Source organism: Micromonospora sp. NPDC023644 (genome assembly GCF_040640115.1).
Lineage (GTDB): Bacteria > Actinomycetota > Actinomycetes > Mycobacteriales > Micromonosporaceae > Micromonospora.
In genome coordinates, this window is record NZ_JBFABA010000007.1 from 1 (window position 1) to 22861 (window position 22861).

Below are 22861 nucleotides of genomic sequence, written 5' to 3' on the forward strand. Positions count from 1 at the left end.
CGCCCGCCCGGCTGCCGGCGGCGGCGGTGTCTACGGCGGCGGTCGCCCGCCCGTCGACGGGCCGCCCGGCCTGGGTGGGCCGCCGCCCGGTGGACGCCAGGGTGGCGGTGGCCGCCAGGGCGGCGGGCGTCAGGGCGGCGGTGCGGGTGGCCGTCAGGGCGGCGGTGGCGGCGGCGGACGCCAGGGTGGCGGTCGCCCCGGGGGCGGCGTCTACGGCGGTGGGGGGCAGCCGGGCGGCGGCGTCTACGGCGGTGGCCGGGCCGAGCCGCCGCGCCGGGGCGACGAACCGGACCCCCGGGGCCAGCGGCCGGTGCGCCGGCGTGACGACGGCCCCGAGGACGGTCGCGGCTACGGTCACGTGCCCGGTGGCGGCCGGGGCTACCGGGGTGACCGTTACTGACGGGGTGACCGTTACTGATCTCCGTGCCGGGCCGTCACTGCTCCTGCGGAGCGTGCCCGAGGTGACCGCCGACGGCGGCCACCCGGCGCGGTGGCGGATCAGATGCGGCGCAGCACCGCCACGACCCGGCCCATGATCGTGGCGTCGTCGCCGGGGATCGGGTCGAAGGCCGGGTTCTGCGGCATGAGCCAGACGTGCCCGTCGCGGCGGCGGTAGGTCTTCACGGTCGCCTCGCCGTCGAGCATGGCGGCGACGATGTCGCCGGCCTCGGCGGTCGGCTGCTGCCGGACCACGACCCAGTCGCCGTCGCAGATCGCCGCGTCGAGCATCGAGTCGCCCTTGACCTGGAGCATGAAGACCTCGCCCTCACCCACCAGCTCGCGGGGAAGGGGGAAGATGTCCTCCACCGCCTGCTCGGCCAGGATCGGGCCACCGGCCGCGATCCGGCCCAGCATCGGCACGTAGGCCGGGGCGGGGCGCTGCGAGCGGGCCAGCTCGTCGTCGACCTCGGCGGGTGCCCGGACGTCCACGGCGCGCGGCCGGTTGGGGTCGCGGCGCAGGAAGCCCTTCTTCTCCAGCTCCTTGAGCTGGTAGGCGACGCTGGACGGGGAGACCAGGCCGACGGCCTCGCCGATCTCCCGCACGCTCGGCGGGTAGCCGTGCCGCTCGACCCAGGTGCGGATGAACTCCAGGATGCGGCGCTGCCGGGCGGTGAGATCCACCGTCGCGGGGTCGGGGAAGGCGCTGACCACCGGGGTGACCGGGCGCACGGCCGGCTGCCCGGTCCGGCTGCGCGCGGCGCCCCGGCGTCGGGTGGCCGGCGGGCCCGCCTCGGTGATCTGCTGCGGGCTCTTCGGCCGGCTGGCCCGATCCTCGGTCACGTCCGTCCTCCCTGGTCGGCGCTGGGTGCCTTGGCGGCTCGTGGTGCGTGCGGTGGTGCGCGGTGACCGGGGAACGGAGGATTCCGCGCCCGGTTGTTCACGACCGTATAGGTGAGATCGGTCATTTTCAAACATCTGTACGACCTTGCTCGGCGTGTCGGGGTGAAAACCGCCTCGCTCGTACTCACGTTCTGATAAATGGTACGTCGGGTCGAACGGGTGTTCGACTTTCGTCCGATCGTCGGCCGTTTCGCCCCGGCCGGACCGGTAACCCGCGGGGGCGTCGGACGGTTGGTCCTCCGGCGGGCGGCGGTGCCGGCCGACCCCGGAGTCGGGTGACGCGCCGGACACGCCGGCCAACTTGACCTCGGATCCGCAGCGGCCTACGGTCGACCCCTAGATGTAGTAGTCACACGGGCGTAAGTCGCCTACAGGTTGGGTTCGACTACCGACCGCACTCCGGCACCGTCGACACGGCGAAGACCATCGACAGATGGCTCCGTCGCGCTGACGCGTGCCCGGGAAGCGGTCGGCGGGCCCGCGATCGACGAAGGAGGTCGGGTGCGATGCGGTGTCCGTACTGCCGACACGCCGACTCCCGGGTCGTCGACTCGCGGGAGGCCGACGACGGCCAGTTGATCCGGCGGCGGCGCTCCTGCCCGGAGTGCGGCAAGCGGTTCACCACCGTGGAGGAGGCGGTCCTCGCGGTCGTCAAGCGCAGCGGGGTCACCGAGCCGTTCAGCCGCATCAAGATCATCGGCGGGGTGCGCAAGGCGTGCCAGGGCCGGCCCGTGGACGACGACTCGATCGCGCTGCTCGCGCAGAAGGTCGAGGAGACCGTCCGGGCCAAGGGGGCCGCCGAGATCCCCAGCCACGAGGTGGGGCTGGCCATCCTGGGCCCGCTGCGGGACCTGGACGAGGTCGCCTACATGCGGTTCGCCAGCGTCTACCGGTCGTTCGACTCGCTCGCCGACTTCGAGCGCGAGATCGAGACGCTGCGGGCCGCCGCGCGCGCCCGGGAGGGCGCCGGGGCCGACGCGGCCGAGGCCGCCGGCCGTACCAGTTGATTTTTTTCAAGGTGATGACAGTCGGATCGGGCGGCGGGTGGCCGTGCGGACGAGGGGGCGGATGAGATGTCGGGGGACGGTGTGACAACCAGCAGGGCACGCAACAAGGCCGGCGCGGGGCTCAAGATCGAGCGGGTCTGGACGACCGAGGGGGTGCACCCCTACGACGAGGTCGCCTGGGAGCGCCGCGACATCGTTATGACGAACTGGCGCGACGGCTCGGTGAACTTCGAGCAGCGCGGCGTCGAGTTCCCGGAGTCGTGGAGCGTCAACGCGGCGAACATCGTGACCACCAAGTACTTCCGGGGCGCCGTGGGCACCCCGGAGCGGGAGTGGTCGCTGCGGCAGCTGATCGACCGGGTGGTCACCACCTACCGCACCGCGGGTGAGGAGTACGGCTACTTCGCCGGCCCGGCCGACGCCGAGATCTTCGCCCACGAGCTGACCTGGATGCTGCTGCACCAGGTGTTCAGCTTCAACTCGCCGGTCTGGTTCAACGTCGGCACGCCGTCGCCCCAGCAGGTCAGCGCCTGCTTCATCCTGGCCGTCGACGACTCGATGGACTCCATCCTGGACTGGTACAAGGAGGAGGGGCTGATCTTCAAGGGCGGCTCCGGCTCCGGCGTGAACCTGTCCCGGATCCGTTCCTCCCGCGAGCTGCTCTCCTCCGGCGGCAACGCCTCCGGCCCGGTCAGCTTCATGCGCGGCGCGGACGCCTCCGCCGGCACCATCAAGTCCGGCGGCGCCACCCGGCGCGCGGCCAAGATGGTCATCCTCGACGTGGACCACCCGGACATCCAGGAGTTCGTGGTCACCAAGGCGCGCGAGGAGGACAAGATCCGCGCGCTGCGCGACGCCGGGTTCGACATGGACCTCGGCGGCGCCGACATCGTCAGCGTTCAGTACCAGAACGCCAACAACTCCGTCCGGGTCTCCGACGAGTTCATGACGGCGGTGGAGAACGGCGGCGGCTTCGACCTGCGCGGCCGGCTCGACGGCGCGGTGATCGAGACCATCGACGCCAAGAACCTGTTCCGCGCCATCTCCCAGGCCGCCTGGGAGTGCGCCGACCCCGGCCTGCAGTACGACGACACCATCAACGACTGGCACACCTGCCCGGAGACCGGGCGGATCACCGCGTCGAACCCGTGCTCGGAGTACCTGCACCTGGACAACTCCTCGTGCAACCTGGCCTCGCTCAACCTGATGAAGTTCCTCCGCGCCGACGGCGGCTTCGAGGTGGAGAAGTTCGTCCGCTCCGTCGAGTTCGTCATCACCGCGATGGACATCTCGATCTGCTTCGCCGACTTCCCGACCGAGAAGATCGGCGAGACGTCCCGCGCCTACCGGCAGCTGGGCATCGGCTACGCCAACCTCGGCGCCCTGCTGATGGCCTCCGGCCTGCCCTACGACTCGGAGCAGGGCCGCTCGGTCGCCGCGGCGATCACCTCGCTGATGACCGGCACCGCCTACCGCCGCTCGGCCGAGCTGGCCGGCGTCGTCGGCCCGTACGACGGCTACGCCCGCAACGCCGAGCCGCACAAGCGGGTCATGCGCAAGCACGCCGCCGCCAACGACGAGATCAAGCCCTCGGGCACCGTGGCCACCGCGATCGTCCGCGAGGCGACGAAGCAGTGGACCCAGGGCAACAAGCTCGGTGACAAGTTCGGCTGGCGCAACGCGCAGGCGAGCGTCCTCGCGCCGACCGGCACCATCGGCTTCATGATGGACTGCGACACGACCGGCGTGGAGCCTGACCTGGCCCTGGTCAAGTTCAAGAAGCTGGTCGGCGGCGGCTCGATGCAGATCGTCAACCAGACCGTGCCGCGCGCCCTGCGCAGCCTCGGCTACCCCGAGGAGCAGGTCGAGGCGATCGTCGAGCACATCGCCGACCAGGGCCACGTGGTCGACGCCCCGGGCCTGAAGCCGGAGCACTACCCGGTCTTCGACTGCGCGATGGGCGAGCGGTCCATCGCCCCGATGGGCCACGTGCGGATGATGGCGGCCGTCCAGCCGTTCGTCTCCGGCGCCATCTCCAAGACGGTCAACATGCCGGAGCAGGCGACCGTCGAGGACGTCGAGAAGATCTACTTCGAGGGCTGGAAGCTGGGCCTCAAGGCGCTGGCGATCTACCGCGACAACTGCAAGGTCGGCCAGCCGCTGTCGGTGGCGAAGTCCAACAAGGCCATCGAGGCCGCCCCCGCCGAGGTGGAGAAGGTCGTCGAGAAGGTCGTCGAGTACCGCCCGGTGCGCAAGCGGCTGCCGAAGAAGCGCCCGTCGGAGACGGTCAGCTTCTCCGTCGGCGGCGCCGAGGGCTACCTCACCGCCTCGTCCTACCCGGACGACGGCCTCGGCGAGGTCTTCCTCAAGATGTCGAAGCAGGGCTCGACCCTGGCCGGCGTGATGGACGCCTTCTCGGTGGCCATCTCCATCGGTCTCCAGTACGGCGTCCCGCTGGAGACGTACGTCAGCAAGTTCACCAACATGCGCTTCGAGCCGGCCGGCATGACCGACGACCCGGACGTGCGGATGGCCGCCTCGGTGATGGACTACATCTTCCGTCGCCTGGCGCTGGACTTCCTGCCGTACGAGCGCCGCGCGGAGCTGGGCATCTTCACCGCCAGCGAGCGGGCCGCCCAGCTCCGGGCCGAGGCGGAGGCGGAGGCGAGCGGTGCGGACCTCACCGCGATGGCCGCCTCCGCCCCGGTCGAAGCGCCGGTCGAGCCGAAGACCGGCCCGATCGCCCAGCCGGCGCGGGAGACCGCCGACGTCGCCGCCGCGAAGCCGGCGCCGTCCGTGGGTTCCAGCACCGAGCTGCTGGAGGCCGTGATCGGCAAGGCCGCCGACGCGCCGCTCTGCTTCACCTGCGGCACGAAGATGCGCCCGGCCGGCAGCTGCTACGTCTGCGAGGGCTGCGGCTCCACCAGCGGCTGCAGCTGACGTACGACCGCGATGAGCCCCGGGCGTTCCGACGCCCGGGGCTCGTCGCGTTTCCGTCACGGGACGCGGGCCGACGCCGGTCCGGGGCGCAGGACGCCATTCCCGGCGCGCACGAAGCCGCGTCGCGGGCAGACATCGTGAGCGGTCGACTGCGATCATCGGAGGATGACGACCGCCGAGAGGTACGCCGAGTTCGGCACCCGTGAGGCGCGCGCCGTGTCGCCGGCGTACGAGCGCCTGTCCCTCGCCGTCTCCCGCGACGACGAGCTGCTCGCCCTGCTCGACCCGCTCCCGCCGGCCCGGCGGCAACCGAACCTGCTGTTCGGCGTCGTACGGCTGCTCGGCGGGCCGGTCGACGATCCGGCGGCCTTCCGCGACTTCGCGCTGGCGAACTGGCCGGCGATCGAGGCGGAACTGCGCACCCGCGCGACCCAGACGAACGAGCCCGGGCGGTGCGCTGTGCTGCTGCCGGTGCTCGCCGCGCTGCCGCAGCCGCTGGCGCTGCTGGAGGTCGGCGCGTCCGCCGGGCTCTGCCTCCACCCCGACCGGTACGCCTACCGCTACGGCGACCACACGCTCGGCACGGGCGAACCGGTCCTCGAATGCGCGGCCACCGGCCTGGCCCCGCCAAAGCGGCTACCGGAGGTGGTGTGGCGGGCCGGCCTCGATCTGAATCCGCTGCGGGTGACCGATCCGGCGGACGTCGCCTGGCTCGACGCTCTCATCTGGCCGGAGCACGCGCACCGCCGTGCGCGGCTGCGGGCCGCCGTGGCCGTCGCCGCCTCCGACCCGCCGCTGCTCGCGCGCGGCGATCTGGTGGACGACCTGCCCGCGCTGGCCGCGCGGGCGCCGGCCGGCGCGACGTTGGTGGTGTTCCACACCTCCGTGCTCTACCAGGTGCCGGCGCCGCGCCGGGAGGCGTTCGCCGACGTGGTACGCCGGCTGCCCGGCCACTGGATCTCCAACGAGTCCCCGGACGTGCTGCCCCACGACGCGCTGCCGGAGCCGCCGGACGAGGCGCTGCACAACGTGCTCGCGCTGGACGGGCGGCCCCTGGCCTGGACCCGCCCGCACGGCCAGGCGATGAGCTGGTTCGGCTGACCCGACGGGCTGCCGCGCCGGAGGACGGCACGGCAGCCCGCGTACGGTCAGTGCTGCTTCTGCTGGCAGGGCACGCAGAAGCGGGCGTGCGGCAGCACCTCCAGGCGCTCCCGGGGGATCGGGGCGGAGCACCGCTCGCAGATGCCGTACCGGCCCTCGGCGAGGCGGCGCAGCGCTCCGCTGATCTGGTCGATGCTCTGCCGGGTGGCGGCGATCAGCGCGCTCTGGGTGTGCGCCTCGCCCGGGTCGCCGGTGTCGGCCGTGAGCTGGGTCAGCCGGACGGTCTGCGCCTCGAAGTCGTTCGTCAGGGTCGTCCGCAGGTCGTCGAACCACTTCTGCTCGCTGGACTGGGTGGGCGTGGTCATGGCGTAGCTCCTCTGGGGAAAAAGAAAAAGGGCCGAAGCTGGATAGCTTCGCCCTGGTGGCCGTTCGCAAGAGTTGCAACCGGTCCACGGAGGGCTACGTCCGGCGGGGCTCGGCAGTCGGGAGGCGACCGAGCCGGCGCACGACGGTGCGACCGCGGATCGCACCACCCGGGTCGCCACGGTCACCCGCAGGGCACACCGGCAGGCAGCAGCGGACGCCGCCGTCACCATGACGGCGGTGCTGCTGCGCTGACCGGTCGAACACATGCAGCCACCATAGGCCGGGCGGATCGGAAAGCCAACGTGCTTCCGTGCGCACGAGGGCCGGCCGGTGCCCGGGGTCACCCGGTCACGCCGCCGGCATGTCCCGCATCCGCCGCAGCGGGGAGAAGACGACGAAGAGCGCGGCGCTCCAGGTGCCGAGCACGCAGATCCACAGCGCCGGCCGCAGCCCGAGCTGGCTGGCGAGCGTGCCGCCGGTGAGCGCGCCGAGGGGGATCACCCCGAAGCAGACCCAGAGGAACGCCGCGTTCACCCGGCCCAGCAGGGCGGGCGGGGTGATCCGCTGCCGGTACGTCAGGGTGGCCACGTTGTAGAGCACCACGTTGGCGGAGAACGCGGCCAGGCCGACGCCGTAGAGCAGCACCCCCCAGCCGGGCCGGGCCAGGGGCATGAGTAGGTAGAGCGGGCCGGGGGCGGCCATCGCCACCCAGATCACCCGGGCCGAGCCGAGCCACGTGGTCAACCGGTCGGCGAACGCGCCGACCACGAGGCCGCCCACGGCGCTCACCGAGAAGACCAGCCCGACCAGCGCGGGCGTGGCGTGCAACTCCTCGAGGAGGAAGACCACCTCGATGGAGCCGGACGCCATGACGAAGAAGTTCGAGGTGGTGGTGCAGGCCAGGATGCGGCGCAGGATCGGCTGGCGCCAGATGAAGCCCAGCCCCTCGGTCATCTCCACCCGCAGCGGCACCCGGTCGCGGCGGGGCGCGGGCGCGGCCGGCGCCTCCCGGATCAGCAGCAGGGTCAATCCGCTCACGGCGAAGGCGAGGCCGGTGACGACGAAGGTCCGCGCGGCGCCGACGAGCCCGACCAGCACGCCGCCGATCGTCGGGCCGACGAGCTCGGCGGAGTCCTGGCTGACGGTGAGCTTCGCGTTGGCGTCCACGAGCCGGTCCGGCGGCACCAGCCTCGGCATCATGCTCTTGTGGGCCACGGTGAACAGGACGGTGAGCACGCCGGAGAGCCCGACCACCGCGTACAGGAAACCGAGGGTGAGCCGGCCGGCCAGGGCGACCACCGGCACCGACAGCAGCAGCGCCGCCCGGCCCAGGTCGCAGGCGACCATCAACCGCCGCTGGTCGACCCGGTCGGCGAGGATCCCGGCGGGCAGGGAGAAGATCAGGTACGGCAGCCAGGCGAGCGCGGTCAGCAGCGCGACCTGGAAGACGCTGGCGTCGAGCGTGCCGACGGCGAGCAGCGGCACCGCCACGCCGGAGACCCGGGTGCCCAGCTCGCTGACCGTCTGCCCGGCCAGGAGCAGCCCGAAGTTGCGGCTGCGCAGCAGCGAGGGCCGTTTCGGGGCCACACCTCCGGTGGGCCTGGCCGCCTGCTGCGTCACGTCGGGTCCCCGGCCCGCGCCGGTGAGCGCCGTGCGGAGGCCGCCGACACCCGGAGGGCCGACGCGCGTCGCGGGCGCCCGGCCCGTCCATGGTCCATCGGGTCAGCCTGCCGGCCCCGCCCGGATCGACGCCACTGGTTATTCCCCACCCCGCAGATCGGCGCGCGCCCCGGGCGGGACACGACGGACGCGTCTCTAGACTGCGCCGGTGACCGGAGAGCGACGACCGCTGGCGGACCGGCCGCTGACCGAGCCGCACCCGTCCCGGCTGCCGCCGGAGCACCCGGAGCGGGAGCGGATCCTGGCCGCGCACGCCGCCGCCCTGACCGCCGGTGAGGCCGGCTACCTCGACCCGGGCACCGGTCTCTTCGTGCTCAGCGCGGGCTTCCTTGCCCGGCGCGGCACCTGCTGCGGGCGCGGCTGCCGGCACTGCCCGTACGTCGACGACTGAGCGACCCGCCGACGGAGGGCTACCGCGCGGGCGGGCGACATCGTACGGTTTCCGGCGGCACGTCGGGGCGGACAGCGGAGGAGTGATCGTGCGCGGGCGGATGGTGGGTGCCGGGGTGACCGTGCTGCTGGTGACGGGCTGCGGCGCGCAGGCGGAACCGGTGGCCGTACCGCCGCCGGCGCCGGTCGCGGTCGAGGTGGCCGCCGCCTCCTCCGGCGGGGCGTGCCGGCTGCTGGACTTCGGCGTGATCGAGCAGCACGCGGGCGTCCGCTTCGATGTCGCCGCGGCCAGCGCGACGGGCGACAGCCACACCTGCGTGGTGCGCGCCGGGCGGGCCACCCTGCCGGAGCTGACGCTGACCGTCACCGAGACGTCGATCGACGCGGCGACCTTCGCCTCGGACGTGGTGCCGGAGAAGGCGGCCAAGGTCTCCGGGCTCGGCCAGCGGGCGTACCGGCGGACCACCTCGGCCAAGGGCGCCCTCGGGCCGGTCGTGGAGGTGGGCTGGCTGGCCGCCGAGGGCCGCCTCGCCACCCTGCGCTACGCCACCCCGGGCGACGCCGGCAAGGCCGAGGCCGAGAAGCTGACGACCGCCCTCGTCGCCCTGGCCGGACAGCTGGACACCCGCGCCATCTGACCCCGAGGGGCGACGGGGCGGGTCAGTGGGCGGCGACGAAGACGCGGGAGGCGATCTCGCGGGGCAGCCTGATCCGCTCGCCCGAACGGTCGATCGAGACCCCGTCGCGCTCCTGCGCCACCAGCACGGTCGCGCCCGGGTCGACGCCGGCGGCGTGCAGCTGCCGGAGGACGTCCGAGTCGGTCTGCACGCTCTCGCAGATGCGTCGCACCACGACCTGCCCCGACAGCCCGGGGAACGCCAGGTTGCGCTCACCCTCGATGGGGGCGGCGGCCGTCTGCTCCGGCTTGCCCAGCTCCTCCAGCCCCGGGATCGGGTTGCCGTAGGGGGAGCGGGTCGGCCGGTTGAGCAGGTCGTAGACCCGCTTCTCGACGGCGTCGCTCATCACGTGCTCCCACCGGCAGGCCTCCTCGTGGGCCTCCTCGTAGGGCATCCCGATGACGTTGACCAGCAGCAACTCGGCGAGCCGGTGCTTGCGCATCACGGAGACCGCGTTGCTGCGGCCGTGCGCGGTGAGCGCCAGGTGGCGGTCGCCCTCGACGGTCAACAGGCCGTCGCGCTCCATCCGGGCGACGGTCTGGCTGACGGTCGGCCCGCTCTGCCCCAACCGCTCGGCGATGCGGGCACGCAGGGGCGGCACCCCCTCCTCCTCCAGCTCGAGGATGGTCTTGAGGTACATCTCGGTCGTGTCGACCAGATCATGCTTCACGTCAGCGGACCTCCGGCCAACGATGCTACCTCGGCGTTCACCGAACGCCCCACGGCGAACCGCCAGGTCGGTGCCGGGATGGTGTTGACTGGACGCCATGTCCGCAACCGAGGATCTGTTGGTGGAGGCCGACCGGCTCGCGGTCGAACTCGGCCAGGCCGACCCGCCGACGCTGCTCGACGTCCGCTGGCGGCTCGCCGGGCCGCCCGGCCGGGACGACTACGCCACCGGCCACCTGCCCGGCGCGGTCTTCGTCGACCTGGACACCGCGCTCTGCGGGCCGCCCGGCCCCGCCGGCCGACACCCGCTGCCCGACCCCGCCGCGCTCCAGGCCGCGCTGCGGGCCGCCGGCGTGCGCGCCGGTCGTCCCGTCGTGGTGTACGACGGCGGCGACGGCATGGCCGCCGCCCGCGCCTGGTGGACCCTGCGCTGGGCGGGCCACCGGCCGGTACGGCTGCTGCACGGCGGCTTCCCGGCGTGGCTGGCCGCCGGGCTGCCCACCAGCACGGCGGCGCCGGACCCGCAACCGGGCGACGTCGAGGTGCGCCCCGGCGCGCTGCCGGTGCTCGACGCGGGGGAGGCGGCCCGGCTGGCCGCGGCCGGCGAGGGGGTCCTGCTCGACGTGCGGGCCGCGCCGCGCTACCGGGGCGAGACCGAGCCGATCGACCCGGTCGCCGGGCACGTCCCCGGCGCGGTGAACCTGCCCGCCGGCGAGTACGTCGCCGAGGGCCGGTTCCCCGCCGCCGAGGCGCTGCGCGAGCGGTTCGCCGCCGCCGGGGTGGGCGACGACCGGCCGGTCGGGGCGTACTGCGGGTCGGGGGTGACCGCCGCGCAGGCCGTGTTCGCGCTGCACCTGGCCGGCCGGCCGGACGCGGCGCTCTACGTCGGGTCGTGGAGCAACTGGGTCGCCGACCCGGCCCGCCCGGTCGCCACCGGGCCGACCCCGGGCGGCTGAGCGGCACCGCGCGCCGGGCCGACCCGGGCGGCCGGGCGGAACGGCGCGAACCGGGGCGACACCGGGCGGCTGAGCAGCGCGTGCGCTGGCGCGCCGGGGTGCGCGTGCGACGATGAGGCCATGTCCGACGACACGGTGGTGGTGTGGGACGAGTCGCTGCTCGCCTACGACATGGGGGACCATCCCCTCGACCCGGTACGGGTGGAGCTGACCTTCGCCCTGGCCCGGGAGTTGGGTGTCCTCGCGCGCCCCGGGGTGCGGCTGGTGAAGCCGGAGCCGGCCGACGACGCGCTGCTGAGCCGGGTGCACGACCCGCGCTACCTGGCCGCCGTGAAGGTCGCCCCCCGCGACCCGCTCTTCGCCGGCTTCGGCCTCGGCACTTCGGACAATCCGGTCTTCGAGGGGATGCACGAGTCCAGCGCGCTGGTCGCCGGCGCCACGGTGGCGGCGGCCGAGGCGGTCTGGCGGGGCGAGGCCCGGCGGGCGGTCAACGTGGCCGGGGGCCTGCACCACGCCATGCCGGCCCGGGCCGCCGGGTTCTGCGTCTACAACGACCCGGCGGTGGCCATCGCCCGCCTGCTCGACCTGGGCGCCGAGCGGGTCGCCTACGTCGACGTGGACGTGCACCACGGCGACGGGGTGCAGCAGGTCTTCTGGAACGACCCGCGGGTGCTCACGGTCAGCGTGCACGAGACGCCGCTGGCGCTCTTCCCGGGCACCGGCTTCCCCGACGAGACGGGTGGGCCGGGCGCCGAGGGCAGCGCCGTCAACCTCCCGCTGCCGCCCGGCGTGGACGACGCCGGCTGGCAGCGCGCCTTCCACGCGGTCGTGCCGTCGGTGCTGCGCGCGTTCCGGCCGCAGGTGCTGGTGACCCAGTGCGGCGCCGACGGGCACCGGCTCGACCCGCTCGCCGACCTGAACCTCTCCGTGGACGGGCAGCGCGCCACCTACCTGGCCCTGCGCGCGCTCGCCGACGAGCTCTGCGAGGGCCGCTGGGTGGCCACCGGCGGCGGCGGGTACGCGCTGGTCGAGGTGGTGCCCCGGGCCTGGACGCACCTGCTCGCGGTGGCCACCGGAGAGCCGATCGACCCGGCGACGCTGACCCCGCCGCCGTGGCGGGAGCTGGCCGCCGCGCGCCGGCCGGGCCGGCAGATCCCGCTGCGGATGACCGACGACGTCGACCCGGCGTACGAGCCGTGGCAGCCGACCGGCGAGCCGACCGCGGTGGACCGGGCGATCGCGGCGGCCCGCAAGACCGCCTTCCCGCTGTTCGGGCTCGACCCGCACGACCCACGCGACTGATCCGCTGCCGGAGGGGACCGCACAGGTGACCACGGTGGAACCGGTGGACGTGCTGCTCAGCGACGGCACCACGGTGCAGCTGCGGCCGATCCGCCCGTCGGACGGGCCGGGCATCGTGGCGATGCACTCGCGCTTCTCCGAGCGCACCCGCTACCTGCGCTACTTCTCGCCGTACCCGCGCATCCCCGAGCGGGACCTGCACCGCTTCGTCAACGTCGACCACCGCGACCGGGAGGCGTTCGTGGTGCTGGTCGGCGACCGGATCGTCGCCGTCGGCCGCTACGAGCGGCTCGGCCCGGAGGCGCCCGAGGCCGAGGTGGCGTTCGTGGTGGAGGACGCCTACCAGGGCCGGGGCATCGGTTCGGTGCTGCTGGAGCACCTGGCCGACGCGGCCCGCCGCAACGACATCGCCAACTTCGTGGCGGAGGTGCTGCCGGCCAACGGCGCGATGCTGCGGGTCTTCTCCGACTTCGGCTACCAGGTCCAGCGGCAGTTCGCCGACGGCGTGGTGCACCTGACCTTCCCGATCGCCCCCACCGACGCGACGCTGGAGGTGCAGCGCGGGCGGGAGCACCGCACCGAGGCCCGCTCCGTCGCCCGGCTGCTCGCCCCGCGCGGCGTCGCCGTCTACGGTGCCAGCGCCACCGGGCGGGGCGTCGGCGCGGCGGTGCTCGGGCACCTGCACGACGGCGGCTACCCGGGCGCGGTGGTGCCGGTGCACCCGAGCGCGGCGACGGTCGCCGGGCTGCCCGCGTACCCCTCGGCGGCCGATGCCGGCGTGCCGGTCGACCTGGCCGTGGTGGCGGTCCCGCCGGAGGCGGCGACGCGGGTGGTCGCCGACGCGGCCGCCGCGGGCGCGCACGGCCTGGTGGTCATCTCGGCGGGCTTCGCCGAGGCCGGCGGCGAGGGCGCGGCCGCGCAGCGCGCGCTGGTCCGCGCGGCGCACGCGGCGGGCATGCGCGTGGTCGGCCCGAACTGCCTGGGGGTGGCCAACACCGACCCGGCGGTACGCCTCAACGCCACCCTCGCCCCGCGGCTGCCGGTGCCCGGCCGGGTGGGCATCTTCAGCCAGTCCGGCGCGTTCGGGGTGGCGCTGCTGGCCGAGGCGGACCGGCGCGGGCTGGGCCTGTCCAGCTTCGTCTCGGCCGGCAACCGGGCCGACGTCTCCGGCAACGACCTGCTCCAGTACTGGCAGGACGACCCCGGCACCGACGTGATCATGTTGTACCTGGAGACGTTCGGCAACCCGCGCAAGTTCGCCCGGCTGGCCCGGCGGATCGGCCGGGACAAGCCCGTCGTGGCGCTCGCCTCGCCGGCCCGGCCGCCCGGGGTGGGCGACTCCGCCGGCCCGGACGAGGTGGCGGTCGCCGCGCTGTTCGCCCACTCCGGCGTGATCCGGGTGGACACCGTCGCCGAGCTGCTCGACGTCGGGGTGCTGCTGGCCCACCAGCCGCTGCCCGCCGGGTCGCGCGTCGGCGTGGTCGGCAACTCCTCGGCGCTGACGGGGCTGGCGGCCACCGCCTGCGCCGGGCAGGGCCTCACCGTCGCCCGGGGCTACCCGCGCGACGTCGGCCCGCGCGCCGGCGTGGCCGAGTTCGCCGCCGCGCTCGCCGGGACGGGCGCCGACGACGAGGTGGACGCGCTGGTGGTGGTGTTCGCCCCGCCGCTGCCCGGCCAGCTCACCGACACGGAGGCGGACTTCACGGCCGCGCTGCCGAGCGCGTCCGCCGCCGGCAAGCCGACCGTGGCGACGTTCCTGGCCGGCCGGGCGCCCGCCGGGGTGCCCGCCTACCCGAGCGTGGAGGAGGCCGTCCGCGCCCTCGCCCGGGTCACCGCGTACGCCGACTGGCTGCGCCGGCCCGCCGGGGTGCCGCCGGAGCTGCCCCGGGTGGACCGGGCGGCGGCGCACGCCGCCCTGCACCCGGAGGCCCTCGACCCGGTGGGACTGCTCGCGGCGTACGGCATCGACGTGGTCGGGTCCGTGCCGGCGCGCTCCGCCGAGGCGGCCGTCGACGCGGCGGCCCGCCTGGGTTTCCCGGTGGCCCTCAAGGCCGCCGCCCCCGGCCTGCGGCACCGGCTCGACCTCGGCGCGGTCCGGCTCGACCTGCCCGACGCGGCCACGGTCCACCGCGCGTACGCGGAGATGTCGGCGGTCTTCGGCGCGGACGTCCTGGTCCAGCCGATGGTCCCACCCGGCGTGGCCTGCGTGGTCGAGCTGGTGGAGGACCCGGCGTTCGGCCCGGTGGTCGGCTTCGGGCTCGGCGGCGTCGCCACCGAACTGCTCGGCGACCGGGCCTGGCGGGCGGTGCCGCTGACCGACCTGGACGCGGCCGAGCTGGTCGACGAGCCCCGGGCGGCGCCGCTGCTGCGCGGGCACCGGGGCGCGGCGCCGGTCGACCGGGCGGCCCTGGCGGACCTGCTGCTGCGGGTCGGCCGGCTCGCCGACGAGCAGCCCCGGGTGCGCGCGCTGACCCTCAATCCGGTGCTCGCCCGCTCCGACGGCATCTCGGTGCTGCACGCCACCGTCCGGGTCGGTTCCGCCGTGGCCCGCCCCGACACCGGGCCCCGCCGGCTGTAGGGCGTCAGGCCCGTTCGGAGATCTGCTGCACGGCCCAGGCGTTACCGTCCGGGTCGGTGAAGTAGACGAAGCCGACGTTGTCCAGCGGATCCGGCACCGGGCGCGGGTTCTCGCCCACCACCTGGATCTCGCTGACCTGCACGCCCCGCTCGGCCAGCTCGGCGCGGGCCCTGGGCAGGTCCGGCACGACCAGTTGGAGGCCCTTGAGGGAACCGGGCGGCATGTCCGGCACGACGCCCTTGCCGATCACGATCGAGCAGCCCGAGCCGGGCGGGGTGAGCTGCACGATCCGCGCGTCGTCGTCGATCACGGTGTCGTGGTCCACGACGAAGCCGAGCTGGTCGGCGTAGAACGCCTTGGCCCGGTCCACGTCGGAGACCGGGACGATCACCACTTCCAGGGTCCAGTTCACGGTGCCTCTCCTCGTGTCGTCGATGTCGGGGACAGCAGGGCGGCCAGGCGGGTGAAGCTCTCCCCGACGCCGCGGGCCATCGGGTAGCGCAGCACGGTCTCCCGGCCCTCGGCGGTGGCGTAGCGCAGCGTGGTGGTGACCGTGGTCCGCCCGACGAGCTCGGTGAACTCGTGGGCGACCAGGGTCTCGCCCGGGTAGGACTGGTCGTCGAAGAGCTCGGTGCAGACCAGCCGCCTGGGCGGCTCGACCTGCCGGTACACCCCGCCCTGGCCCATCCGCTCGCCGCCCGGCCCCGCCGAGACGAAGCGCCACCGCCCGCCGACCCGGAGGTCCACCTCGCATTCGACCAGCCGCCAGCCGCGTGCGCCGTACCAACGGACGAGCAGCTCCGGCCGGGTGAAGGCGGCGAAGACCAGGTGCGCGGGGCCGTCGAACATCCGGCTCAGCACGATTTCGCGGTCGCCCGGGGCGTGCACCACCAGCGGATCGTCGGGGCCGGTCATCGCCCGGCGCCCGGGGCCCCGCCCTGCCCGGCCGCGTCGGGGGCGGTGGCGGTCCGGTCGGCGGCCCGGAGCTCGTCGAGCAGGGCGTCGAGGCGCTGGTAGCTCTCGGCCCAGTAGCCGCGGTAGTCGGCCAGCCAGGCGGTGGCCTCCCGCAGGGGGCGAGCCTCCAGGCGGCACGGTCGCCGCTGCGCGTCGCGTCCCCGGCTGACCAGCCCGGCCCGTTCCAGCACCCGCAGGTGCTTGGAGACGGCCGGCTGGCTCATCGCGAACGGCGCGGCCAGCTCGGTGACCGTCGCCTCGCCGGCCGCCAGCCGGGCCAGGATGGCCCGCCGGGTCGGGTCGGCCAACGCCGCGAAGGTGGCGTCCAATCCGTCGCTGTCCACAGCAGATAACCTCCTGGTTTTATAACCAGGAGGTTTCTATCGCGTACGCGGGCCCCGGTCAAGCACCCCCTCGGCGCGCCGACGGACGTGAGGCCCCGGCGAACCGCCGGGGCCTCACGTGGTCGAGGGGGGTCAGCAGGCGTACGCCTCCAGGCGCTGCGCCCGCTCCGGGTCGCGCAACTTCAGCAGGGTCACCTTCTCGATCTGCCGGATCCGCTCCCGGGACAGGCCGAACTCCCGGCCGACCTCGTCGAGGGTGCGCTGCCGGCCGTCGTCGAGGCCGAACCGGAGCCGGATCACGGCCTGCTCGCGCTGGGAGAGGGTGGAGAGCACGATGCTGACCTCGTTGCGCAGCTCGCCCTGCGCGGCGGCGTCGCCCGGCTCGGCGCTCGGGTCGACGGCGGCGACGAAGTCGCCGAGCGCGCTCTCGCCGTCCTCACCGACGGCCTGGTCGAGGCTCACCGGCTCCCGGTCGTACGAGATCAGCTCGATCACCTGGAACTCCGGGATGTCCATGGCCCGGGCCACCTCGGCGACGGTGGGCTCGCGGCCCAGCGAGACGGAGAGCTCGCGGCGGGCGCGGACCATGCGGTTGACCTGCTCGACCATGTGCACCGGGATGCGGATGGTGCGGGCCTGGTCGGCCATCGCCCGGGTGATCGCCTGCCGGATCCACCAGGTGGCGTACGTGGAGAACTTGTAGCCCTTGGCGTAGTCGAACTTCTCGACCGCGCGGATCAGGCCGAGGTTGCCCTCCTGGATCAGGTCGAGGAAGGCCATGCCGCGACCCGTGTAGCGCTTGGCGATGCTGACCACGAGGCGCAGGTTCGCCTCCAGCAGGTGGTCCTTCGCGGCCCGGCCCTGCGCGACGATCAGCTCCAGGTCGGCCCGCAGCTCCGGCGAGACGGGGGTGCAGGTCGCCAGCTTCTCCTCGGCGAACAGGCCGGCCTCGATCCGCTTGGCGAGGTCGACCTCCTGGGCGGCGGTCAGCAGCTTCGTCCGACCGATCCCGTTCAGGTACGCCCGGACCAGGTCCGTGGAGACGCCGCGCTCGTCGGTGGCGTCGAGGTCGGTCAGGGTGTCGGTGGCGCTCGCGGCCTCGGTGGTGCCGGCCGGGCGCGTCCGGTGCTCCGTCATCTGCAGGGCCATCTCAGTTTCTCCCCGTGTCCACGTCTGTGCCGTTGGATCCGGCCCAGTGGTGCCGGTGTGACACACAGCTTGGCGGGCGGGGCGTGAAACGGGAGTGAGGCGATCGGGGACCCGACACGAATTGTGTCGATGGCCTGCTCAGCGTGGGCGCTTCGTCGCCGAGCGCTTGTTGCCGCAGGCGGTTACCGTGCCATCGGTCGGCCGGCATGGCCGGCGCCGCCGGCGACGTCGGCGCACCGAACAGGTTATGGAGGGTGTCGTGGTCTTCAAGCGGCTCATGCAGGCGATGGGTGTGGGTGGCCCGTCCGTGGAAACCGTGCTGACGAACCCGAACTGCCGCCCTGGCGGCCAGCTGGAGGGCGTCGTCCACGTGGCCGGCGGCGACCACCTCGTCGACGTGTCGTACGTCGCCCTGGGCCTGGTCACCCGGGTCGAGGTCGAGAGCGGCGACAACGACTACGAGACCACGCAGGAGTTCCACCGGCAGGCCGTCACCGGCGCGTTCCGGCTCGGCCCGGGGCAGCGCCATGACATCCCGTTCCGCTTCGCCGTGCCGTGGGAGACGCCGCTCACCGAGCTGTACGGGCAGCACCTGCACGGGATGACGATGGGGCTGCGTACGGAGCTGGAGGTGGCCCGCTCGGTCGACAAGGGCGACCTGGACGCGGTGGCGGTGCACCCGCTGCCGTCGCAGCAGAAGATCCTTGAGGCGTTCCTGCGGCTGGGCTTCCGGTTCGCCCGGGCCGACGTGGAGCGGGGCCACATCTACGGCGTGCGGCAGACCCTGCCCTTCTACCAGGAGATCGAGTTCTACCCGGCGCCGCAGTACGCCGGGGCGATCAACCAGCTGGAGGTCACCCTCGTCACCGACCCCCAGCAGATCCAGGTGGTGCTGGAGCTGGACAAGCGCGGCGGCCTGTTCACCGAGGGCCGGGACGCCTTCGGCCGCTTCACCGTCGACCACGCCACCGCCGAGCGCACCGACTTCACCCCCCAGCTCGACGGCTGGATCCGCCAGTCGCTCCAGCGCCGCGGCCTCTTCTCCTGACGCCTCCTCCCGGCCTCTCCTGCCGCGCCCGGGGGTGACGGGACGGGATACCCCGTCATCCCCCGTGACCGGCGAGGAGAGGCGGGAGTGGGGACGTTCAGAGTTCGAGCAGCACCGTGCGGGGGCCGACGTTGACGCTCTCGACCAGCATGTGGGCGCGGAAGCGGCCGGTCTCCACCTTCGCGCCCCGGGCGCGCAGCGCCTCCACGACCGCCGTCACCAGGGGCTCCGCCACCTCGGCCGGGGCGGCCGCCGTCCAGCTCGGGCGGCGGCCCTTGCGGGCGTCGCCGTAGAGGGTGAACTGGCTGACCACCAGGATCGGCGCGCCGGTGTCCGCCGCGGACCGTTCGTCGTCGAGGATCCGCAGCTCGTGCACCTTGCGGGCCATCGTGCCGGCGGTCTCGACGGTGTCGGTGTGGGTGACGCCGAGCAGCACCAGCAGCCCGTCGTCGATCGCGCCGACCACCTCGCCGTCGACCGTCACGCCGGCCCGGCCGACGGTCTGCACCACGGCCCGCATCAGTCGGCCGCCGGCTCGATGAAGCCGCGCTCGACGAGGTGCGCGACGATCGGCCCCGCCGCCTCGGCCAGCTCCTCGGGGGCGACGTCGTGCGCGGCGGCGAGCAGGGCGAGCTGGTCGCGCAGCGGCAGCCGCCCGTCGGCCCCGCCGACCAGGGCCAGGACGAGAGGGTCGATCTCCTCGGTCCAGCGCAGGCCGTGCGGCATGGCCAGCACCTGCCGGTCCACCGCCCAGCCCTCGTCGCCCATGGTGGCCTCCTGCCGCAGCTGGAGGCCCTCGGCGGCCCGGAAACGGGCGTCGAGCAGCCCGTCGGTGTCGCGGGCGCGGAGCCAGTCCTGGCGGTCGAACCACGCGCCGACGCGGTCGCCGAGCGGCGCCTCGACCCGCTGGCGCAGGTCCTCCACCCGGACGACCGGGTCGTCGTGCCCGGAGCGGCGCAGCGAGACGATGCCGAAGCCGACGGCCTCCACCTTGTGCGCGTCGAACCAGTCCAGCCAGTCCGCCATCCGGCGCGGGTCGGCCGCCTCGCCGACGTCGGTGAGCCAGAGGTTGACGTACGCCATCGGATCGGCCACCTCGCGCTGGATGACCCAGGCGTCCAGCCCCGTGCCGGCGAACCAGCCGGTCACCCGCTCGCCCCAGTCCTCCCCGGCGACGTGCACCCAGTTGGCCAGGTACTGCATGGTGCCGCCCTCGGTGAGCAGGCCGGGCGCGGCGGCGGCCAGCTCCGCGCCGATCGCGTCGCCGACCCGCCCCGAGTCGCGGTAGACGTGCGTGGTGGTGCCGGGGCCGACCACGAACGGCGGGTTGCTCACCACCAGGTCGAAGCGCCGCCCGGCGACGGGGGCGACCAGGTCGCCGCGGAGCAGCTCCCAGTCCTGGCCGTTGAGCGCGGCGGTGGTGGCGGCGAAGCGCAGCGCCCGCGCCGAGAGGTCGGTGGCGGTGACCCGCCGCGCGTGGGTGGCCAGGTGCAGGGCCTGCACGCCGGAGCCGGTGCCCAGGTCCAGCGCGGCCTCGACGGGCCGGCGGACGGTCGCGCCGATCAGCGTCTGCGTCGCCCCGCCGATGCCGAGGACGTGCTCGGCGTGCAGCGGGCGGCCGGGCCGGGCGCTGGCGGGCACGTCGGCGAGCACCCACCAGTCGTCCCCGTACGGCTCCAGGTCCACGCCCATCCGCAGCCCGTCGCCGTGCCGCTCGACCAGGCCCCCGGCGAGCGCCTCGGCCAGCGACAGCGGCGCCAGCGCGGCGGCCACGGCGGCCTCCGGCTCTGTCTGCTCGCAGACGAACACCCGGATCAGGGTGTCGAGCGGGTCCCCGTCCCCGGTGGCGCGCAGCGCCGCCCGGAAGTCGTTGCGGGCCACCCCGCCGGTGGCCTGCGGGCCGAGGCGGGTGGCGATGCCGTTCGAGGTGAACCCGGCCCGGGTCAGCGCGGTCCGCAGCGCCTCGACCCCGGCGGGGGAGAGCAACATGTCGTGTTCGTCCACGTCGCCATCCTGCCTGGTGCCCGGCGCCGGCACGCGGCGGCCCGGCCGATCCTCCGGCGCGGTGGTCACCGTCCGGGACCGATGTGCGCACCCGACGCGCGTGTCCGGGTACCGGCCGCCGCGGGTGGTGACAGCATTGTCGCCATGACGCTCGCACTGCCCATCGACCCCGAGGCCAACCGGCTGCTGGCGCGCAGCCCGCTGGCGCTGCTGCTCGGCATGGTCCTCGACCAGCAGGTGCCGATGGAGAAGGCGTTCTCCTCGCCGTACGTGCTGGCGGAGCGGCTCGGACGCGACCTGGACGCCCGGGAGCTGGCCGAGCACGACCCGGAGGCGCTTCTCGCCCTCTTCGCCCGGCCGCCGGCGCTGCACCGGTTCCCGAAGGCGATGGCGGCCCGGGTCCAGGAGGTGTGCCGGGTCCTCGTCGACCGGTACGACGGCGACGCCGCCCGGCTCTGGTCCGACGCCGCCGACGGCCGGGAGCTGCTGCGCCGCATCGGCGAGCTGCCCGGCTTCGGCGCGCAGAAGGCGCAGATCTTCCTCGCGCTGCTCGGCAAGCGGTTCGGGGTCACGCCGGAGGGCTGGCGGGAGGCGGCCGGCGGCTACGGCGAGCCGGACGCCCACCGGTCGGTGGCCGACGTCACCGACGCGGACTCGCTGCGCCGGGTGCGCGAGTACAAGCAGCAGATGAAGGCGGCGGCGAAGGCGAAGACCGCCGGGGCCTGACGCAACCGCGACGTCGCGGCGTCGTTGTAGCCAGGATGGTGACGACGGGCAGCCGATGACGGACGTACGCGGCGGGCGGTTGCTGCGGCCGGAGGACAGCTCGCCCCGGGCCACCTTCCTGGAGCTCTTCTTCGACCTGGTCTTCGTCTTCGCGCTGACCCGGGTCTCGCTGCGCCTGATCGACGGCACCGGGGCCTCCGTCGGGATCCTGCTCGCCGAGATCGGGCGCACGGGCGTGCTCTTCCTGGCCCTGTGGCTGCTCTGGTCGATCACCACCTGGGTCACCAGCCGGTACGAGCCGGAGCAGCCGGTGATCCAGTTCGTCGTGGTCGGGACGATGTTCGGCGCCATGGTGATGGCCGTGGCGCTGCCCCGGGCGTTCGAGGACCGGGCACCCTCGTTCGCGCTGGCGTACCTGGCGGTGATGCTCGTCCGTCCGTTGGTCATCGCCACGGCCCTGCGCCACCATCCGCGCCGCACCGTGCCGTGGCGACTCTTCGCCTGGGCGGTCGCGGGCAGCGTGCCGTGGCTGGCCGGGGTGTTCGGGCCGGAGCAGTTGCGTCTGCCGCTCTGGACGCTCGCCGTGGTCGTCGACTACACCGGCCTGCTGCTCGGCTGGCCGTTGCCCCGGCTGGGTCGGGCGCGCACCGCCGGCTGGCTGATCGCCGGCGAGCACCTGGCCGACCGGTACCAGCAGATCTTCCTCATCTCGCTGGGGGAGACCATCCTGGTCATCGGGCTGACCTACACCGGCGCGGAGTTCACCACCGACCGGGCCGGCGCCTTCGCGACCGCCTTCGCCACCACGGCGCTGCTCTGGCGGATCTACTTCCACCGGGCGGGCCACCTGCTCGCCGAGGCGCTGCGGGTGGCCCGCTCGCCCGGGCGGCTCGGCGCCTCCGCCAGCAGCACCCACCTGGTCATCGTGATCGGCGTGCTGAGCACCGCCGTGGGCTACGAGCTGGTGATCACGCACCCGCACGGGCGGACCGACCCGACCTGGCTGGTCTTCGTCGTCGGCGGCCCGGCGATCTTCCTGGCGGCCCGGGCCCGCTTCGAGTACGAGATCTTCGGTCGGGTGTCCCGGTCGCGGGTCGTGGGCCTGCTGGTGCTGCTCCTGCTGTCGCCGGCGCTCACCCTGGGGCCGCCCATGCTGGCGCTGGCGCTGGTCGCCCTGGTGCTGGCGGGGGTGGCGTCCGCCGACGCGTGGCGCAGCAGAGGTCGCCCGCCCGAGCAGGCCGCGTCGCCGCTCGGGACCGGCGGGACCGGCGGGGGCGAGTTCCCCGCGCCGTGATCGGGGGAGGTCAGGCGGCGGTCGGCCGGGAGAGGGCGGCCAGCGCCCGCCGGACGTCGGCGAGGGAGACCGTGGCCGAGTCGTCCAGGTCGGCCAGGCCGGCCTCGATCCACTGCCGCATGAGCGTGGTGACCCCGATGCCGCGCGCGTCGGCGGCGGCGCGGACCCGTTCGTACGTCTCGAGTGGCAGGCGTACCGAGCGGCTGACCATGGGGGTGTCGGTGTCGGGGGTGGGCAGCTCCACCTGCTGGCTCCCGTCGATCAGCTCCGCGAGCCGGTCACCGCCGCTGTGGAACTGCTTCGTCGCGTCGTTACGGTTCATCGTCACCGCCTCC

22 protein-coding genes and 1 pseudogene are annotated in these 22861 nt (G+C 74.3%); 11 read left to right on the forward strand and 12 right to left on the reverse strand.

Annotated features, from left to right (window positions below; translation table 11 throughout):
- Together AB0G08_RS07870 and lexA are read right to left on the reverse strand one after the other, a co-directional pair.
- A pseudogene (locus tag AB0G08_RS07870) lies at positions 1-358 on the reverse strand (hypothetical protein); the annotation flags it as partial.
- Positions 359-498: 140 nt separating this feature from the next.
- The gene (lexA, locus tag AB0G08_RS07875; protein WP_132232962.1) at positions 499-1281 is read right to left on the reverse strand and encodes a transcriptional repressor LexA; all 783 of its coding nucleotides are present in this window, start codon (positions 1279-1281) and stop codon (positions 499-501) included.
- 566 nt (positions 1282-1847) lie between these two features.
- On the opposite strand from lexA, the gene nrdR reads away from it, so the two are divergent.
- The 3 genes from nrdR to AB0G08_RS07890 all read left to right on the forward strand — a co-directional run bounded on the left by nrdR (position 1848) and on the right by AB0G08_RS07890 (position 6389).
- The gene (gene nrdR, locus AB0G08_RS07880) at positions 1848-2348 is read left to right on the forward strand and encodes a transcriptional regulator NrdR (RefSeq protein WP_358084714.1); all 501 of its coding nucleotides are present in this window, start codon (positions 1848-1850) and stop codon (positions 2346-2348) included.
- Between the two features lie 66 nt (positions 2349-2414).
- On the forward strand, positions 2415-5288 hold the full coding sequence (locus AB0G08_RS07885) for a vitamin B12-dependent ribonucleotide reductase (RefSeq protein WP_358084717.1): 2874 nt from the start codon (positions 2415-2417) through the stop codon (positions 5286-5288).
- Between the two features lie 165 nt (positions 5289-5453).
- Positions 5454-6389 carry a DUF2332 domain-containing protein gene (locus AB0G08_RS07890; protein ID WP_358084720.1) on the forward strand — a complete coding sequence of 312 codons (936 nt, stop codon included), beginning with the start codon at positions 5454-5456 and terminating at the stop codon, positions 6387-6389.
- Positions 6390-6436: 47 nt separating this feature from the next.
- On the opposite strand, the gene AB0G08_RS07895 is transcribed toward AB0G08_RS07890, so the two are convergent.
- Both AB0G08_RS07895 and AB0G08_RS07900 read right to left on the reverse strand, forming a co-directional pair.
- Positions 6437-6754, reverse strand: coding sequence for a TraR/DksA C4-type zinc finger protein (locus AB0G08_RS07895; protein WP_358084723.1), 318 nt, complete (start codon positions 6752-6754; stop codon positions 6437-6439).
- A gap of 349 nt (positions 6755-7103) precedes the next feature.
- Positions 7104-8375, reverse strand: coding sequence for an MFS transporter (locus tag AB0G08_RS07900; protein WP_358084726.1), 1272 nt, complete (start codon positions 8373-8375; stop codon positions 7104-7106).
- A gap of 208 nt (positions 8376-8583) precedes the next feature.
- Here AB0G08_RS07900 and AB0G08_RS07905 point away from each other — a divergent pair, with 208 nt between their 5' ends.
- Both AB0G08_RS07905 and AB0G08_RS07910 read left to right on the forward strand, forming a co-directional pair.
- Positions 8584-8826 (forward strand): DUF5522 domain-containing protein, encoded by a 243-nt coding sequence (locus tag AB0G08_RS07905; protein ID WP_358084729.1) that lies wholly within the window; start codon positions 8584-8586, stop codon positions 8824-8826.
- A gap of 88 nt (positions 8827-8914) precedes the next feature.
- Entirely contained in the window at positions 8915-9463 is a 549-nt protein-coding gene (locus AB0G08_RS07910; protein ID WP_358084732.1) for a hypothetical protein, read from the forward strand.
- Between the two features lie 22 nt (positions 9464-9485).
- Here the strand turns inward: AB0G08_RS07910 and AB0G08_RS07915 are convergent, their stop codons facing one another.
- A complete protein-coding gene (locus AB0G08_RS07915; RefSeq protein ID WP_358084734.1) occupies positions 9486-10172 on the reverse strand; it encodes a metal-dependent transcriptional regulator in 687 nt (228 codons plus the stop codon).
- 97 nt (positions 10173-10269) lie between these two features.
- Between AB0G08_RS07915 and AB0G08_RS07920 the strand changes: the two genes are divergently transcribed.
- The 3 genes from AB0G08_RS07920 to AB0G08_RS07930 all read left to right on the forward strand — a co-directional run bounded on the left by AB0G08_RS07920 (position 10270) and on the right by AB0G08_RS07930 (position 15007).
- Positions 10270-11127: a sulfurtransferase gene (locus AB0G08_RS07920; protein WP_358084737.1), complete on the forward strand. Its 858-nt coding sequence runs from the start codon at positions 10270-10272 to the stop codon at positions 11125-11127.
- A 120-nt stretch (positions 11128-11247) separates the two neighbouring features.
- Entirely contained in the window at positions 11248-12429 is a 1182-nt protein-coding gene (locus AB0G08_RS07925; RefSeq protein ID WP_358084740.1) for an acetoin utilization protein AcuC, read from the forward strand.
- A gap of 25 nt (positions 12430-12454) precedes the next feature.
- Positions 12455-15007, forward strand: a complete 2553-nt coding sequence (locus tag AB0G08_RS07930) for a GNAT family N-acetyltransferase (RefSeq protein WP_358084743.1) — start codon at positions 12455-12457, stop codon at positions 15005-15007.
- A 4-nt stretch (positions 15008-15011) separates the two neighbouring features.
- On the opposite strand, the gene AB0G08_RS07935 is transcribed toward AB0G08_RS07930, so the two are convergent.
- The 4 genes from AB0G08_RS07935 to sigB form a co-directional block, all read right to left on the reverse strand.
- Positions 15012-15419, reverse strand: coding sequence for a VOC family protein (locus tag AB0G08_RS07935; protein WP_358084746.1), 408 nt, complete (start codon positions 15417-15419; stop codon positions 15012-15014).
- Positions 15416-15922, reverse strand: a complete 507-nt coding sequence (locus tag AB0G08_RS07940) for an SRPBCC family protein (RefSeq protein WP_358084749.1) — start codon at positions 15920-15922, stop codon at positions 15416-15418. Before AB0G08_RS07940 ends, AB0G08_RS07935 begins: the two co-directional genes overlap by 4 nt.
- A complete protein-coding gene (locus AB0G08_RS07945) occupies positions 15919-16305 on the reverse strand; it encodes a metalloregulator ArsR/SmtB family transcription factor (RefSeq protein WP_358084751.1) in 387 nt (128 codons plus the stop codon). The genes AB0G08_RS07940 and AB0G08_RS07945 overlap by 4 nt, the downstream gene beginning before the upstream one ends.
- A 132-nt stretch (positions 16306-16437) precedes the next feature.
- Complete coding sequence (gene sigB, locus AB0G08_RS07950) at positions 16438-17442, reverse strand: RNA polymerase sigma factor SigB (protein WP_358085118.1); 1005 nt, start codon at positions 17440-17442, stop codon at positions 16438-16440.
- Between the two features lie 271 nt (positions 17443-17713).
- Here sigB and AB0G08_RS07955 point away from each other — a divergent pair, with 271 nt between their 5' ends.
- Positions 17714-18502 carry a sporulation protein gene (locus AB0G08_RS07955; RefSeq protein WP_358084753.1) on the forward strand — a complete coding sequence of 263 codons (789 nt, stop codon included), beginning with the start codon at positions 17714-17716 and terminating at the stop codon, positions 18500-18502.
- A 97-nt stretch (positions 18503-18599) separates the two neighbouring features.
- On the opposite strand, the gene dtd is transcribed toward AB0G08_RS07955, so the two are convergent.
- On the reverse strand, positions 18600-19022 hold the full coding sequence (dtd, locus tag AB0G08_RS07960) for a D-aminoacyl-tRNA deacylase (protein ID WP_357871444.1): 423 nt from the start codon (positions 19020-19022) through the stop codon (positions 18600-18602).
- A complete protein-coding gene (locus AB0G08_RS07965) occupies positions 19022-20506 on the reverse strand; it encodes a methyltransferase (RefSeq protein ID WP_358084755.1) in 1485 nt (494 codons plus the stop codon). Before AB0G08_RS07965 ends, dtd begins: the two co-directional genes overlap by 1 nt.
- A gap of 144 nt (positions 20507-20650) precedes the next feature.
- Here AB0G08_RS07965 and AB0G08_RS07970 point away from each other — a divergent pair, with 144 nt between their 5' ends.
- Positions 20651-21232, forward strand: a complete 582-nt coding sequence (locus AB0G08_RS07970; protein WP_358084758.1) for an HhH-GPD-type base excision DNA repair protein — start codon at positions 20651-20653, stop codon at positions 21230-21232.
- Between the two features lie 55 nt (positions 21233-21287).
- Entirely contained in the window at positions 21288-22526 is a 1239-nt protein-coding gene (locus tag AB0G08_RS07975) for a low temperature requirement protein A (RefSeq protein ID WP_358084760.1), read from the forward strand.
- A gap of 10 nt (positions 22527-22536) precedes the next feature.
- Here the strand turns inward: AB0G08_RS07975 and AB0G08_RS07980 are convergent, their stop codons facing one another.
- Positions 22537-22848, reverse strand: coding sequence for a hypothetical protein (locus AB0G08_RS07980; RefSeq protein ID WP_311413457.1), 312 nt, complete (start codon positions 22846-22848; stop codon positions 22537-22539).
- Positions 22849-22861 lie beyond the last annotated feature (13 nt).